Origin of the sequence: Thalassospira lucentensis, from assembly GCF_011806425.1 — a bacterium.
GTDB classification, from domain to species: Bacteria; Pseudomonadota; Alphaproteobacteria; order Rhodospirillales; family Thalassospiraceae; genus Thalassospira; species Thalassospira lucentensis_B.
On record NZ_JAATOV010000001.1, the window covers coordinates 332,085 to 347,397 of the forward strand.

The window sequence follows — 15,313 nt, forward strand, 5'->3', positions numbered from 1 at the left end:
TTATCGTTAACGTTAACCTCTTTACGTAAATTGACAACCTCCGGTGCACTGCCTATTGTGCATCGCGGGGAAACTATTACCATGCGGGCGCGCCGCAAACTGCCCCGGCAGTGCGCGGCAAACCCATAGTTTTGACAACAAAAACGAACAGGTCTGTCATGAAGGTTCTTGTCGCCGTTAAGCGCGTTGTGGATTACAACGTCAAGATCCGTGTCAAACAGGACCAGTCTGGCGTTGAATTGAACAACGTCAAAATGTCCATGAACCCGTTTGACGAAATCGCCGTTGAAGAGGCTGTCCGCCTCAAAGAAGCAGGTACTGCCACCGAAGTGGTTGCTGTTTCGCTTGGCGTAAAACAGTGTCAGGAAACGCTCCGCACTGCTCTTGCCATGGGTGCCGACCGCGGCATTCTGGTCGAAACCGAGGATGAGCTTCAGCCACTCGCCGTTGCCAAACTCCTCAAAGAAGTCGTCGCCAAGGAAAATCCCGATATCGTGATCCTCGGCAAACAGGCGATTGATGATGATGCCAACCAAACCGGTCAGATGCTTTCTGCCCTTCTTGGCTGGTCGCAGGGCACCTTCGCATCCAAGGTTGTCGTTGCTGATGGCAAGCTGGACGTCACCCGTGAAATTGATGGCGGTCTTGAGACCATCAAAATCGATCTTCCGGCGATTGTCACCACCGACCTGCGCCTCAATGAGCCGCGCTACGCGTCGCTGCCAAACATCATGAAGGCCAAGAAAAAGCCGCTTGATACCATGACCCCGGCGGACCTTGGTGTTGATACAGCGCCCCGCCTGAAAACCCTGAAAGTGGCCGAACCACCGGCACGTCAGGCAGGTGTCAAAGTTGCTGACGTTGCTGAGCTTGTCGACAAGCTGCGCAACGAAGCAAAAGTCATATAAGCGGGGATCATTCAAATGAGCATTCTTGTTATTGCCGATCACGACAATACCGAACTGAAGGGTGGCACGCTTAACACCGTTGCTGCTGCACAGAAAATCGGTGGCGACATCACCATTCTGGTTGCCGGCGAAAATTGCCGCGCTGTTGCCGATGCCGCGGCCAAGGTTGACGGCGTTGGCAAAGTTCTGGTGGCTGATAATGCGGCCTATGGCCACTTCCTGGCTGAAAACATGGCCGGTCTGGTCTCCGAACTGGCAGGCGATTACAGCCACGTTCTGGTACCGGCAACCACCTCGGGCAAAAACTTCATGCCCCGTGTTGCTGCCCTTAAGGACGTCGCACAGATTTCTGACATCACCGATGTCGAAAGTGCCGATACCTTTGTCCGTCCGATCTATGCCGGTAATGCCATGGCAACCGTGCAGTCATCTGACAGCCTCAAACTGATCACCGTGCGGACCACGGGCTTTGATCCGGTTGCGGCCGAAGGTGGCTCTGCATCGATCGAAGACGTCGCAACGGTTTCCGATGCCGGTAAATCAAGCTTCGTCGGTCAGGAACTGACCGAGTCGGAACGTCCAGACCTCAGCGCGGCCAGCATTGTGATTTCTGGTGGTCGTGGCATGGGCTCGGGTGAGAACTTCCACCTGATCGAACCGATTGCCGATAAACTCGGTGCGGCGATTGGCGCATCACGCGCTGCGGTTGATGCCGGATACGCACCGAATGACTGGCAAGTCGGCCAGACAGGCAAAGTTGTTGCACCGCAGCTATACATTGCTGTAGGCATTTCAGGTGCTATTCAGCACCTTGCCGGCATGAAGGACAGTAAGGTCATTGTCGCGATCAATAAGGACGAAGAAGCACCGATCTTCTCGGTTGCCGATTACGGCCTTGTCGGTGACCTGTTCGAGGCCCTTCCCGCTCTGGCGAGTGAACTCGACAAATAAACTGATCCCATCTAGGGTCAAAACAGTCGATTGTGTATTGTTTTGACCCTAAAGGGACGAGTGGGGAAAAAATGGCTTCGCTAGAAGATATCAAAACCATTGGCGTGATTGGCGCAGGACAAATGGGCAATGGCATTGCTCATGTGATTGCCCTTGCCGGTTACGACGTCCGACTTCTCGACATCTCGCAAGACGCCCTGAATAAGGCGTTTGACGCGATGGGCAAGAACATGGATCGTCAGGTCAAAAAAGAACTGATTACCGCAGCGCAAAAAGACGATGCGCTCAAGCGCGTCTCAACCGGAACGGAATATAGCTTCCTGTCTGATTGTGATCTGGTGATCGAAGCAGCGACCGAAAATGAAGAAGTTAAAAAACAGATCTTCAAGGCGCTGTGCCCGGTTCTTGGCCCCGAAGCGATCATCGCGACCAACACATCTTCGATCTCGGTGACACGTCTGGCGTCCTATACGGATCGCCCGTCGAAATTCATGGGCATGCACTTCATGAACCCGGTCCCGCTGATGAAGCTGGTCGAACTGATCCGCGGCATCGCGACCGACGAAGTGACCTATCGCACCATTCACGAACTGACCAAGAAACTCGGCAAAGAAACGGCAAGTGCCGAAGATTTCCCGGCTTTCATCGTCAATCGTATCTTGCTGCCGATGATCAACGAAGCGATCTACACGCTGTATGAAGGTGTCGGGAACGTCAAATCGATTGATACGGCGTTGCGCCTTGGTGCCAACCATCCGATGGGCCCGTTGCAACTGGCCGATTTCATTGGTTTGGATACCTGCCTTTCGATCATGCATGTCCTGCATGATGGTCTGGCCGACACCAAATACCGTCCGTGCCCGCTTCTGGTAAAATATGTCGAAGCCGGTTGGCTCGGCCGCAAAGCTGGTCGTGGTTTCTACGACTATAGCGGCGACGAACCCGTCCCAACCCGCTAAGCCATATCGCTGCCATTTGGCACAACGCATCAGATTAAGCCGCTGCACCTTTGCAGCGGCTTTTTTATTGCGCCTGTAACGCCCTAATCCCCAACGCTTTTCCGCAGATGCCTTAACGCAGACCGCGCCGATCCTTGATCGCAAAATCGATCAATTTTACGAAATATCGGCACTGCCCCAAAACGGTCCCAAATTCCCAACAGAATTAACTCTGGGTTCTTTAAAGCCCCGCATCACGCCCAATATTATCAAAAGGTATTGTTATTTTTCTATTTGGATAAAACATGACGATTGCAGTTGTTGGAAGCTCCAATATCGATTTTGCGGCCCGCGTCACCAGCCTGCCAACACCGGGCCAAACTGTCCTTGCCAAAAAATACAGCACCGGCGCGGGCGGCAAAGGCTGCAATCAGGCCGTTGCCGTCGCACGCCTTGGCGTTCAACCGACTTTCATTTCCAAAATCGGTGACGATATGCTGGGGAATCAACTGGTCGCAACCCTGCGCGCCGAGGGGCTTGATGTCGAAAACCTGATCATCGCCCCGGATATCCAAACCGGCATGGCCCTGATTTCCATCGAAGAAAGCGGTGAAAACATGATCACTGTCGCGGGCGGCGCGAACATGACCATGACCCGCGAAGATGTTCATGAAAAACAAGATCGCCTTCACGGCTGCGATATCTTGATGTTGCAATTGGAATGCCCGGTGATTGCCATCGACTGCGCCATGAAACATGCCCGCGAAGGTGGGGCTAAAATCATGCTCGATCCCGCCCCGGTCCCTGATCGCGTCGTGTTACGCGATTTGATGGCGCTGACCGATATCATCACCCCCAACGTCACCGAATGCCGCGCCATGACCGGCATCCTCCCCGAAGACGCCCAAACCGCGTCCGAGGCCGCCAAAATCATTCATGAAATGGGGCCCGCAACCGTCATCATCAAAATGGGCGGCATCGGCGCATTCTATTCCGCCGATGGTCAAAGCGACCTGATCCCGGCCTTTAACGTCACCGCCATTGATACCGTCGGCGCGGGGGATTCCTTTAACGCCGGTTTGGCCGTCGCCCTGTACAAGGGGCAAAGCCTGCCCGATGCGGTGCGGTTTGCCTGCGCCAGCGGCGCATTGGCCACCACCCGCCCCGGTGCCGCCGAAGCCGCCCCTACCCTTGATCAAGTTACGGCATTGATGGACGGAACGGCGTGATCATCCCATTCTGACCGGTCATCCCAGCCTTACGATGGGCTTACGATAGCCTTATGATGCGCTTAAGATGCCTGGTCGATCAAACGGTTGAAATACGCGATCACTTCCGGGGCGTCCCATTTGGCGATGCCTTCTAACTTGCCAATCAGTTCACCATTCGCATCAATGATAAAGCTGGTTGGCAACCCGCGTGCGCCCATGGCGCGTGCGGTCGCCCCTTTGGGGTCCAAAAGCACGTCCAAATGTTCGATTCTATTGTTTTCAAAGAATTTCGAAACATCTTCCGCCCCGCCACGATCCTGACTAAGGGCCAAAACCCGCATGGGCTTATCGGCCATTTCAGCAGCCAGCTGATCAAGCTCGGGCATTTCCTTGACGCATGGCACACACCATGTCGCCCACAGATTAACCAAAACAACCTGTCCTTTCAGGCTGTTAAGGGACGTTTCCGTGCCTGCCGCGTCGACGAATGTTGCATTTTCAAGCAACGATTCGGCGTTGCGAAGCTCGATCATTTTGGAAAGTTCAGACGGGAATTGCGGTTCTGCAAAGGCAGGGGTTGCATAAATGCCCGATATGGCGACAATCACGCCAAGTTTTACGAAACGAAGCAAAGACTTCACAACACCCACCTTTCCAGTACTGCGGATCACAATGACCGACCAAAACGCCACCGACCAGAAAAACGCCAATTCCCTTTGGGGCGGCCGCTTCGAAGCAGGCCCGTCTGCCATTATGGAAGAAATCAACGCTTCCATCGGTTTTGACAAACGCCTCTATGCCCAGGATATCCAGGGCTCAAAAGCCCATTGCGCGATGCTGGTCAAGCAGAACATCATTCCTGCCGAAGATGGCGAGAAAATCACCAATGGTCTAGACCAGATTCTTCAAGAAATCGAGAGCGGCGCCTTTAAATTCTCTGCCGCCCTTGAAGATATCCATATGAATGTCGAAAGCCGCCTGCGTGAATTGATTGGTCCGGCGGCTGGTCGCCTGCATACCGCACGCTCGCGCAATGATCAGGTCGCGACCGATTTCAAACTGTGGGTCCGCGATGTTGCTTTGGCCGATCTTGAAGTCGGCCTTAAGGGCCTTCAAGAAGCCCTGATCACGCAGGCTGGTACGCACGCCGAAACCATCATGCCGGGCTTCACCCACCTTCAGGCGGCCCAGCCAGTGACGTTTGGCCACCATCTTTTGGCCTATGTCGAAATGTTTGGCCGTGACCGTGGACGCGTTGCCGATTGCCGCACCCGGGTCAATGAAAACCCGCTGGGCTCAGCCGCCCTTGCTGGCACGCCTTACCCGATTGACCGTCACATGACCGCAAGCACCCTTGGCTTTGACCGTCCGACGGCAAACTCGCTTGATGCGGTATCAGACCGTGATTTCGCGCTGGAATATCTTAATGCCGCGTCGATCACCGCCATGCATCTGTCGCGCTTGGCCGAAGAAATGGTCATCTGGTGCTCGGCTCAGTTTAAATTCATCGGCATGTCCGACAAGTTTTCGACCGGCTCTTCGATCATGCCGCAAAAACGCAACCCGGATGCCGCCGAACTGATCCGCTCCAAAATTGGTCGTATCGTTGGCTGCTATAACTCGTTGATGCTGTCGATGAAGGGTTTGCCGCTGGCATACTCCAAAGACATGCAAGAAGACAAAGAACCGGTATTCGAAGCCCACGACCATCTTGGTCTGTGTGTGGCGGCCATGACCGGCATGATTGCCGACATGAAAGTCTTTGCCGATAACATGCGGGCCGCCGCGGGTGCCGGTTACACCACCGCAACCGATCTTGCCGATTGGCTGGTGGCGGAACTTGGCATGCCGTTCCGCGATGCGCACCATGTTGTGGGGGCCACCGTGAAACTGGCCGAAACCAAGGGCTGCGATCTTGATCAGCTTTCCCTTGAAGACCTTCAGGGGATTGAACCCAAAATCACCAATGCTGTTTATGATGTCCTCACCGTCGAAGCATCGGTTGCTGCACGTCAAAGCTTTGGCGGCACGGCGCCGGTTCGGGTGACCGAATCTGTGGCGGCGGCAAAGGAAAGGTTCCTTAAATGACAACCACTTTGCTTAAACGCGGCACCATTGCCGCACTTGCAATCATGTTGGGTCTTTCGGTGGCAGCGTGTGGCAAAAAAGGCCCGCTGGAACCGCCAACGGAAAAAGGCAACGAATTTCCAAGGGACTATCCAAGCAGATGAACCATTTTGAATATGTTGATGGCGTCCTTCATGCCGAAGGCGTCTCTGTTCCTGAACTGGCTGAAAAAGTCGGAACCCCGTTCTTTTGCTATTCCACTGCAACGCTGGAACGCCATTACACCGTTTATGCCGATGCATTTGATGGTTTGAATGCGACCGTTTGCTATGCGGTAAAGGCAAACTCCAATCAGGCGGTTCTTAAAACCCTTGGCAAACTTGGTGCGGGTGCCGACGTTGTGTCGGTTGGCGAAATGCGCCGCGCCCTGCGTGCGGGCATTGCACCGGCGAAAATCATTTTCTCTGGCGTGGGCAAGGCTGACGCCGAAATGCGCGAAGCCCTTGATGCCGACATTGGCCAGATCAATGTCGAAAGCATCCCTGAACTGATTGAGCTGAACCGTGTTGCCCTTGAAATGGGCAAAAAGGCCCGGATCGCCCTGCGCATCAATCCGCACGTAGACGCCAAAACCCACGAAAAAATCGCCACCGGTAAGGCCGAAAACAAATTCGGCATCGACTGGACCCGCGCGATTGAGGTGTACCGCGATGCCGCCGCCATGGACGGGATCGAAATTACCGGTATCGCCATGCATATCGGATCGCAACTGACCGATCTTGCCCCTTTCCGCGAGGCGTTTACACGCATCGCCGGCATGGTCGAACAGCTCCGTGCTGAGGGCATTGAAATCCGCAATCTTGATCTGGGTGGCGGTCTTGGCATCGCCTATCAGGGCGAAACACCCCCGCTTCCTGATGCCTATGGTCAGATGGTGCGTGAAACCGTTGGTCATCTTGGCTGTCACATCACGCTTGAACCGGGCCGTTTGATTGCGGGCAATGCGGGCATCATGGTATCGCGCGTCATGTACGTCAAAGACGGCGAAGCCAAACGCTTTGTCATCCTTGATGCCGCAATGAACGATTTGATCCGCCCGACCCTTTACAGCGCCTATCACGAAATCATCCCGGTTGATGAACAGGGGGCTGACGATAAGCAGGCCTCTGTCGATATTGTCGGCCCGATCTGTGAAACCGGCGATACGTTCGGCAAGGATCGCACATTGCCCGATAACCTTAAGGCCGGTGATCTGGTCGCGGTGATGTCGGCGGGTGCATATGGCGCGGTCATGTCATCGACCTACAACACCCGTGCGCTGATCCCAGAAGTCCTGGTAAAGGACGATGCCTTTGCCATCGTGCGTCCGCGTCAGGAAATTGACGACGTGATCAACATGGATCGCATCCCAGATTGGCTTGATTAAGCCACTTTGACCAACACGACTGTTTTAAGGCGGCCCTTTTTCGGGGGCCGCCTTTTTATTTGCATCACAAATACGCAATAACTTGACCAAAGATCACAAAGCCCCAAACTCTAACAAGGAGTGAACAGGCCAGACATCAACCGCCTGTAACTGGCGCAAAGGACCCCTGATCGCATGTCGCTGATACCGCCCTATCCCGAAATGGAAACCCATGTGCGTCGAACGCGCATGGTTTTGCTTTGGGAATCGGTATGGCCGCGTGTGATGGCCCCACTGGGGTTGGTGATCCTGACCGTGGGCCTGACCTTAACCGGAACCTTTGAACTTTTACCCCCCTCTGGCCACATCATATTGCTGTCGGTTTTGGCCGTTGCCATGTTGGTCGCGCTCTTGATGCCGTGGCGTCATTTTCATTGGCCGACCCGGCGCGATATTTTGCACCGCCTTGAATATGAAAACGGGCTGGCCAACAATCCGCTGCAAAGCCTCGAAGACCAGATTTCCAAAACCGAAGACCCCTTCACGGTGTATCTTTGGCAAAAGCAGATCGGCCTGCACGAAGCAGCCATTGCAAAACTCCGCCTGCCCCGCCCCATCCCCGCCATCAGCCGGATTGACCGCTTTGGCGTGGTCGTCCTTCCGGTTTTGGTGCTGTTTGTCGGCATCATGGTTGGGCACAACGCCGTTTCCGAACGGTTTTCCAAGGCGTTTAGCCCCCTGCAACGTTTGGGCACGGCGGATTTCAGTGCAACGCTTTGGGTCACCCCGCCGCCCTATACCGGGCAAGTGCCACGTGTCTTGCAAATTTCCAAAACCGGCGCAGACACCGCATCCCTTTCGGGGCAACGCCCATCTTCCGCGGCACAAACCACCAGCGCTGATGCAGCAACTCGCGACACCGACGCCGATGCCAACGCCAATAACGACGTCATCAATGTTGAAGTCCCCGCTGGGTCGACGCTGGACGGCACGATCTCTAGCATCTGGGAACCGACCTTAACCGCCCCAGACGGCGAACGCGTCATTACTGACAGCGGCAATAACAGCTATGTGCTATCCACCGCGATCAATCAGCCGGGCATGTGGCGCATTTCGGTGTGGGGCACAGACCGAACGACCCTGAACATCAATCTGGTGGCTGACAAGGTGCCGACTGCACGCTTTGTCAGCCCGCCAACGGTCACACGCCGCGATCATTTGCGCTTTGATTATGTCGCCAATGATGATTACGGCATGACCCAGCTTGACCTTGTCATCACCCCGGCCCCTGAAAACGGTGTGCTCGATCCGTTTGGCCCGATTGACGCCATCACCATCAACCTCAAGGGCGAAGACAGCGGTCGCGCCAATGCCGGTGGCAGTACCGGCACCAATGCCAATACCGATACAAATAGCGACACAGCCCGCACCCCGACCCGGATCGAAGGCCCACGGTTTGTCGATTTGGTCGCCCATCCATGGGCGGGTTTGCCGGTCAATATTCAGATGCATGCACGCGACAATGCCGGTCAAACTGCACTCAGCGACATGCGGTCGCTTGTCTTGCCCGAACGCGAATTTACCCATCCGGTCGCGCAAAAACTGATCGCCATTCGCCGGGCTCTTTTGCGTCATCCAGATCGGGCGCACGAAATGCAGCAGGCCTTGCTGCCGGTCCTGTATGCCCCGCAGGCCTATAACAGCCATATCGGCGTGTTTCTGACTTTGTCCGTCGCCGAAAGCCGCTTGGCCGCCAACCTTGAAGACCGCGCTGTGCATCAAGATGTCGCCGGGCTTCTTTGGCACATTGCCGAGGAAATCGAACGCGGCAGCTATGGCATTGCCGAACGCAACCTGATGGAGGCCGAAGAAGCCCTGCTTGAAGCGCTGTCTGATCCGGACGTGACAGAGGCCGAAATCGCCCAATTGATCGAAAATTACCGCAAGGCGCTGAACGAATATCTGGCGGCCTTAACCCGTGACGCCGCCCCCGCGGCCGAGGATCAGCAACAAGCCACCGCCACCATTGAACAACAAGACCTGTCGCGGATCATTGATCAGATTGATGCGCTGATGCGCGCCGGGGCGCGTGATGATGCCCGTCAATTGATCGAACGGCTGCGTGAACTTGTGGAAAATATGCAAGTCACCACCGGCGAAGGCGGCATGGACATCACATCGGCCTTGCGCGAAATGCTTGATGGCATGCGTGATCTATCGCGCCGCCAACAAAACCTGATGAACGAGGGCGACAATAACGCAACCGGCAACGGCCCCGGTCAGCGCGCCGAGGAACAACAAGGTTTGGCCAATGACGCTGGTGACATCATCAACAATCCCGACATCGGCCAGTTTGGCGAAGCCAGCGGCATGAATTCGGTGATTGATGCCATGCGCCGCGCCGCAGAGGCCCTTGGTCACAACCGATCCCACGAAGCCCTGCAATACCAACGCCAAGCCATGGAAAACCTTAAAAAGGGCATTGGTGAAATCAACCGTGCCCTTGAAGGGCTGAGCCAACTCGCCCCGCTGCTCGAAGACCTCGAAGGGGCTGGGCGGCGCGATCCGTTGGGCCGTCCGGTCGGGGGCGATGGCACCACCACCATTCCCAATGTCGATACCCTTGAACGGGCCTGGCGGATCATGCAGGAACTTCGCCGCCGTTCCGGCGATCCCGATCGCCCGCAGATCGAACAGGATTATATCGACCGGCTGCTCAAACGCTTCTAAGCCCGACCATAATCCCGACCTCGGCACGCCCACCCCATCCATGCCACCACCGGCGACAAATTCCCTTTGGGGCGCCATCCCGCCCCAAACAGACCACGCCCGGCGTTTTAAACGCCCGTGACGCTGATGTACGCCCTTAAGCCTTATCCGTGATGGTTCGCCGCACACATCCTCCACAGCCCCCTTATAGGGCCACCAACCACGCCCCAATTCCACAGCGCAAAACACAAAAGGCAGCGTCGAAACGCTGCCTTTTGCACATTATTTGCTGTTGGAAACCCGTGTTGATTACGGTTCCACGGCCTCGCGCGGGTCAAGGAACGTGACCTGCAATCGGGTTGCGGTCGGGTTCGGGCGGCGGATTTTGGTTTCCACCTTAATGGTTTCACCGGCGGGCAGCATTTGCTGCTCCATCGGCATTTCCGCCCCGCTTTGGACCTTGCTCTTATCATAGATCAGCGGCGTCTTTTTGCGCTGAACCACCCGGTCCAGCGGATCAAGAAGCTCGATCAGCAGATACGGCAACACCACCGGTTCTTCGACGATATTGACGATCTCGGCACGCACGACCAACACATCAACGCCATCCTCGTCTTCGCGGGTTGGCGGCAATTCGCGGATATCAAGGCCATCGCCAACATGGGGCACATCAAGGCCAACCATGTCATAAACCTTGGCAATCGGCGGCCATGCATTAATCAGGATGTCTTTGGCAAAATAGGCACCTGCGCCAATCCCTGCGATCAGCAGCAAAAAGACGATCCAGCCAATAATGCCCTTTTTCTTTTTGGGCGCTGGCTTTGGATTATTGCGAATCAGCTGTTCAGGGATCGGGGGCGGATCAGGAATGCGGTCTGCATCCTCGAACCCTTCATCCACCGGGCCACCGCCCATCTGATCGGCATTGAAATCAGCACCAAGTGCGCCTTCCTGATCAAAAGGTGGCGGCACATCATTATCCGACGACGGTGCCGGTGCAGGCGCTGCTTTCTTGACCCCGGGCGGGTCCTGATGCCAGCTATTCCCACAGTTCTTACAGCGTACCGTTCGGCCCTTCGGACCGATGGCTTCCGTTTTGACGGAGTATTTCTTAGAACAATCTGGGCAAGTTATGATCATTGCAAACCTGGCATCTCGATGTCAGCAGAACCAAACACGGGGATGGCCTAAAACGGACTCGTGACCAACGGTCCCCCGATATCGTCGGCAGAGAATAACACTATATGTAAATAGCGGCGATTTAACAGACTGTTAAGCAGAGATAATAGAAGCTGCCCCGATTTAGGTGTCTAAACATTGCCCGCGGGCACAGATCATGGCATCCCCAACGCACATAAAATCGCCTCTTACCGATTATATGTTTTCGATATCGGAGTTCTAAAGCATTTCGCCAACCCCGACAAATGTGAGAAAAATTGTTATGATTTGCCAAGACAATCGTCTGAGCAAACCGCCCTTACACCAAGTGGAGCGCCGATCTTGACCGAAGTTGTCAGTTTCAGGAATGTCGGAGTCCGGTACGAATCCGGACCGGAAATTTTACGCGACCTGAACTTTAGCCTCCATCGCGGCAGCTTTCACTTTCTGACCGGTGCGTCAGGTGCGGGCAAGTCGACTTTGATGCGCCTTTTATATCTCGCCCTGCGTCAGACTCGGGGTGAAATAAATATTTTTGGCCGCGACAATGTCCGCATCCCGCGCGAAGAACTTCCCGAAATCCGTCGCAGAATCGGCGTGGTGTTTCAGGATTTCCGCCTGATCAATCACCTCAGCACCTTTGAAAACGTCGCATTGCCGCTGCGCGTTGCCGGCGTCGAAGACCTGCAAATCCGTAAAAACGTCACCGAATTGCTCGAATGGGTTGGCTTGGGCGATCATATCAATGCCAAACCATCGCGTCTTTCCGGTGGGCAGCAACAGCGTGTCGCGATTGCGCGTGCCGTTATCGGGCGCCCGGCCCTTCTTTTGGCCGATGAGCCGACCGGTAACGTCGATGACCGCATCGCCATGCGTTTGCTTTATCTGTTCGAAGAACTCAATAAACTGGGCACCACCGTTCTGATTGCCACCCATAACCGGCAACTTGTGCGGCGCTTTGGCCATACCCAATGGCTGCTCGAAGGGGCGACCCTGCACGACGTCACCCAAAGCAGCTAACATACGCGCAACGACCTTGATTAACGACATGCCTCAATATCCGGGCCAACAGGATCAATAGGACCAACAGACGATTATGGCTTTTCGCTCACATCCGTCACATCTGCCCCTAGAAGCCGATTCTTCGTCGCGCTTCTTGCCAAGTATCGTTGCCCTGATGGTGGCACTGCTGACCTTTTCGATGGTCGGCCTTGCCGTCCTGCACGATAGCGTCGGGCAATGGTCCAGCCAGATCGAAGGCAGCCTGTCGATTCAGGTCCCCCCGACCGAATTGGCCAACCGCAGCCCCGAAGAGCGCGAACAGGCCCTGCAAAAAACCGTCGATACCATCATTGATGAACTGGCCCCGATGCCTGGCATCGCCCGGATCGAAGAACTCAGCCCCGAAACCATGGCGGCCCTTCTTGAACCGTGGCTCGGTCCCGACGAAGTCGTCAGCGAACTGCCCATTCCGCGCATCATCGAAATCACGCCCGAAACCGGCTTTAATTACGACGCACTGGAAACCAAGCTGGGTCTCATCGCGCCCGAGGCAGTTCTGGATGATCATCGCATCTGGATTGAACGCATCGCCGATGTCGCCTTTTCGGTCGAACTGGCCTTGTCGCTTCTGATCGCGGTTCTGTTTGGTGCCACCATGCTGTCGATCATTTTTGCCACCAAATCGGGCTTTTCGATCCATCACCGGATAATTGAACTGTTGCACCTGATCGGCGCACAGGATGATTACATCGCCCGGCAATTTGGCCGCCATAGCCAACGCCTCGCCTTTTTTGGCGCGTTGCTGGGCCTTCTGATCGCCCTACCGATTTCCGTGATGATTGGCTGGCTTGGCATGCGCGCGGGCTGGCCGGTGCCATCGCTGGTGTTTAGTCCGCTTTTCATCGCCCTTCTGGTCGCCATTCCGTTTGTGGTTGCCTTTGTCGCCTATCTCACGGCAACCCGCACGGTTCTGCGTGTCTTGCGACAAATGTTATAATTCTGATCGGAACCCGTGTTGTCACCAGCAGCGTGCCTGCCTATAGTTCCCCAAGCTTCCCTTTTGGGAACATGGACTTAAGTGCTAGACCCGATGAACATGTCCGTCCGATATGATAGAGTTGGGTCAACGCTCTAGCCACCGCAGGAGACCTCGATAAATGCCCGCACGCCCCGCATCAGGCATGACCGCATGAACAAACCGCCCCTGAGTGTGCAACACAAGCGCCGTTTTCGCCGCTTCCGCTTTTTGCTGTCCACCCTGATCATGATCGGGCTGGCTTGGCTTGCCGGGTTCGTATGGTATGTCAATTCCATCCCAACCACTGTCGATAACACCGATCAGAAAACCGATGCCATTGTCGTTCTGACCGGCGGCAGCGAACGCCTGTCAGAAGGCCGCCGTTTGCTCGCACGTGGTTTGGCCAAAAAGCTGTTTATCTCTGGGGTGTATCGCGGGGTTGAAGTCGATGAATTACTGTCGGTCGGAAAATCTGACCCGCGCCTGATTTCCTGCTGCGTCGTGCTGGGCCATGTTGCGGAAAACACACGTGGCAATGCCCTTGAAACCGCTGTCTGGGTCTACGAACAGGGCTATACCAGCCTGCGCATCGTCACGGCGAACTATCATATGCGCCGCTCGCTTTTGGAATTCAAAAGCCTGATGCCCGATGTCGACATGATCGCCAATCCCGTCTTCCCCGATAATGTCAAAATCGACAGTTGGTGGCGTTATCCCGGAAGTGCGGCCTTAATCGCCAGCGAATATAACAAATACCTGTTTGCCAGCCTGCGCAACTCGGTTTTGGATTTGCTCCCCGAAAGCAATCGTCTGGCGCTCAACATCCGAAGCGACACCGAAGTAAACGCCCAAGACGACGCAACATCAAACGGCATCCCGCGCATTGGCGGATAACAATCGGCATTTTACGATTGCCATAATGCTGTTACAAAGCATCAGATATACGAAGCGTTTTAAGGATTTTTCTGAATGAGAGCCCTACGCGCGTTACTGTTTAACGTGTTGTTTTTTGGTGGGACGGCCGTGCTCTGCATCGCCCTTCTTCCGTTGATGCTATTTGGTCGTAAAGCAAGCCAGTTTGTCGGCCATATGTGGTGTCGCCTGACCCAGATTGCCTTGAACATCTCTGTCGGCATGCGCAAACGCATCACCGGGCTCGAAAACCTGCCCGATGGGCCGTGCATCTTGGTGGCAAAGCATCAATCGGCTTGGGAAACCCTGACCTTCCATACCGTCGTGTCTGATCCGGCCTATATCCTGAAAAAGGAACTGATCAAAATCCCGCTGGTCGGACAGTTTCTGCATCTTTCCGGTCAGATCGCCGTTGATCGTTCCGCCGGGGGATCGGCCCTAAAAGACATGATCAAGGGGGCCTCAAAGGCGCTCGAAGAAAACCGTCAGGTCATCATCTTCCCCGAAGGTACACGCACCCCACCGGGGTCAAGCCGCCCGTATCATCCGGGCGTTTACGCGCTGTATAAAGCCTTCCCCGATACCAAGGTGATCCCGGTTGCGGTCAATTCCGGCATGTTCTGGGGCAAGGACAGCTTCATGAAATATGGTGGCCTGGTCACCATGGAATTGATGCCGCCGATCGAACACGGTCTGGATCGCAAGACCTTCATGAAGGAAATCAAAACGCGGATCGATACCCGGACCCGCGAACTTGAAAACGAAGCCCAGCAGGAATTCAATCTGCCGATGCTAACCTCGGACGACATCGACGCAGAAGAAGCCCGCGAAGCCAAAGAAGAAGCCAAGGCCGAAGTAACAGCAGCAGCAACTGCCGAAGCCAAAGCCGAAACCAGCGCGGAAAAAACCAGCTAATCACAGCTTTGGGTTTTGTTCCTGATACGTCAAAGGCCGGTGATGCAGGATGCATTTCCGGCCTTTTTTGTTGCCTATGCGCTGCGCTTGGATGGACGCGCATCCATCCCATCCAATCC

Annotated in this window: 14 protein-coding genes; 12 read left to right on the plus strand and 2 right to left on the minus strand. The window is 55.2% G+C overall.

Annotated elements, in window-relative coordinates; all coding sequences use genetic code 11:
* The first annotated feature begins 158 nt into the window (after positions 1 to 158).
* The 4 genes from HCZ99_RS01530 to rbsK all read left to right on the plus strand — a co-directional run bounded on the left by HCZ99_RS01530 (position 159) and on the right by rbsK (position 4,026).
* Entirely contained in the window at positions 159 to 908 is a 750-nt protein-coding gene (locus HCZ99_RS01530) for an electron transfer flavoprotein subunit beta/FixA family protein (RefSeq protein ID WP_167445140.1), read from the plus strand.
* A 15-nt stretch (positions 909 to 923) separates the two neighbouring features.
* Positions 924 to 1,859, plus strand: coding sequence for an electron transfer flavoprotein subunit alpha/FixB family protein (locus HCZ99_RS01535; protein WP_167445141.1), 936 nt, complete (start codon positions 924 to 926; stop codon positions 1,857 to 1,859).
* Positions 1,860 to 1,930: 71 nt separating this feature from the next.
* Positions 1,931 to 2,818 carry a 3-hydroxybutyryl-CoA dehydrogenase gene (locus HCZ99_RS01540; RefSeq protein WP_167445142.1) on the plus strand — a complete coding sequence of 296 codons (888 nt, stop codon included), beginning with the start codon at positions 1,931 to 1,933 and terminating at the stop codon, positions 2,816 to 2,818.
* A gap of 284 nt (positions 2,819 to 3,102) precedes the next feature.
* Positions 3,103 to 4,026 (plus strand): ribokinase, encoded by a 924-nt coding sequence (gene rbsK / locus HCZ99_RS01545; protein WP_167445143.1) that lies wholly within the window; start codon positions 3,103 to 3,105, stop codon positions 4,024 to 4,026.
* Between the two features lie 62 nt (positions 4,027 to 4,088).
* On the opposite strand, the gene HCZ99_RS01550 is transcribed toward rbsK, so the two are convergent.
* Positions 4,089 to 4,649, minus strand: a complete 561-nt coding sequence (locus HCZ99_RS01550) for a TlpA disulfide reductase family protein (RefSeq protein WP_167445144.1) — start codon at positions 4,647 to 4,649, stop codon at positions 4,089 to 4,091.
* A 31-nt stretch (positions 4,650 to 4,680) separates the two neighbouring features.
* Between HCZ99_RS01550 and argH the strand changes: the two genes are divergently transcribed.
* The 4 genes from argH to HCZ99_RS01570 all read left to right on the plus strand — a co-directional run bounded on the left by argH (position 4,681) and on the right by HCZ99_RS01570 (position 10,210).
* On the plus strand, positions 4,681 to 6,096 hold the full coding sequence (gene argH, locus HCZ99_RS01555) for an argininosuccinate lyase (protein WP_167445145.1): 1,416 nt from the start codon (positions 4,681 to 4,683) through the stop codon (positions 6,094 to 6,096).
* Complete coding sequence (lptM, locus tag HCZ99_RS01560) at positions 6,093 to 6,239, plus strand: LPS translocon maturation chaperone LptM (RefSeq protein ID WP_167445146.1); 147 nt, start codon at positions 6,093 to 6,095, stop codon at positions 6,237 to 6,239. The genes argH and lptM overlap by 4 nt, the downstream gene beginning before the upstream one ends.
* A complete protein-coding gene (gene lysA, locus HCZ99_RS01565; protein WP_167445147.1) occupies positions 6,236 to 7,501 on the plus strand; it encodes a diaminopimelate decarboxylase in 1,266 nt (421 codons plus the stop codon). Before lptM ends, lysA begins: the two co-directional genes overlap by 4 nt.
* 174 nt (positions 7,502 to 7,675) lie before the next feature.
* The gene (locus HCZ99_RS01570; RefSeq protein WP_167445148.1) at positions 7,676 to 10,210 is read left to right on the plus strand and encodes a DUF4175 domain-containing protein; all 2,535 of its coding nucleotides are present in this window, start codon (positions 7,676 to 7,678) and stop codon (positions 10,208 to 10,210) included.
* Between the two features lie 288 nt (positions 10,211 to 10,498).
* Here the strand turns inward: HCZ99_RS01570 and HCZ99_RS01575 are convergent, their stop codons facing one another.
* Complete coding sequence (locus HCZ99_RS01575; protein WP_167445149.1) at positions 10,499 to 11,329, minus strand: DUF3426 domain-containing protein; 831 nt, start codon at positions 11,327 to 11,329, stop codon at positions 10,499 to 10,501.
* A gap of 360 nt (positions 11,330 to 11,689) precedes the next feature.
* Between HCZ99_RS01575 and ftsE the strand changes: the two genes are divergently transcribed.
* The 4 genes from ftsE (at position 11,690) to HCZ99_RS01595 (ending at position 15,194) form a co-directional block, all read left to right on the plus strand.
* A complete protein-coding gene (gene ftsE, locus HCZ99_RS01580; RefSeq protein ID WP_167445150.1) occupies positions 11,690 to 12,367 on the plus strand; it encodes a cell division ATP-binding protein FtsE in 678 nt (225 codons plus the stop codon).
* 76 nt (positions 12,368 to 12,443) lie between these two features.
* Positions 12,444 to 13,346, plus strand: a complete 903-nt coding sequence (locus HCZ99_RS01585; RefSeq protein ID WP_167445151.1) for a cell division protein FtsX — start codon at positions 12,444 to 12,446, stop codon at positions 13,344 to 13,346.
* Between the two features lie 192 nt (positions 13,347 to 13,538).
* Positions 13,539 to 14,261: a YdcF family protein gene (locus tag HCZ99_RS01590; RefSeq protein WP_167445152.1), complete on the plus strand. Its 723-nt coding sequence runs from the start codon at positions 13,539 to 13,541 to the stop codon at positions 14,259 to 14,261.
* Between the two features lie 75 nt (positions 14,262 to 14,336).
* Positions 14,337 to 15,194: a lysophospholipid acyltransferase family protein gene (locus tag HCZ99_RS01595; RefSeq protein WP_167445153.1), complete on the plus strand. Its 858-nt coding sequence runs from the start codon at positions 14,337 to 14,339 to the stop codon at positions 15,192 to 15,194.
* The last annotated feature ends 119 nt before the right edge of the window (positions 15,195 to 15,313 follow it).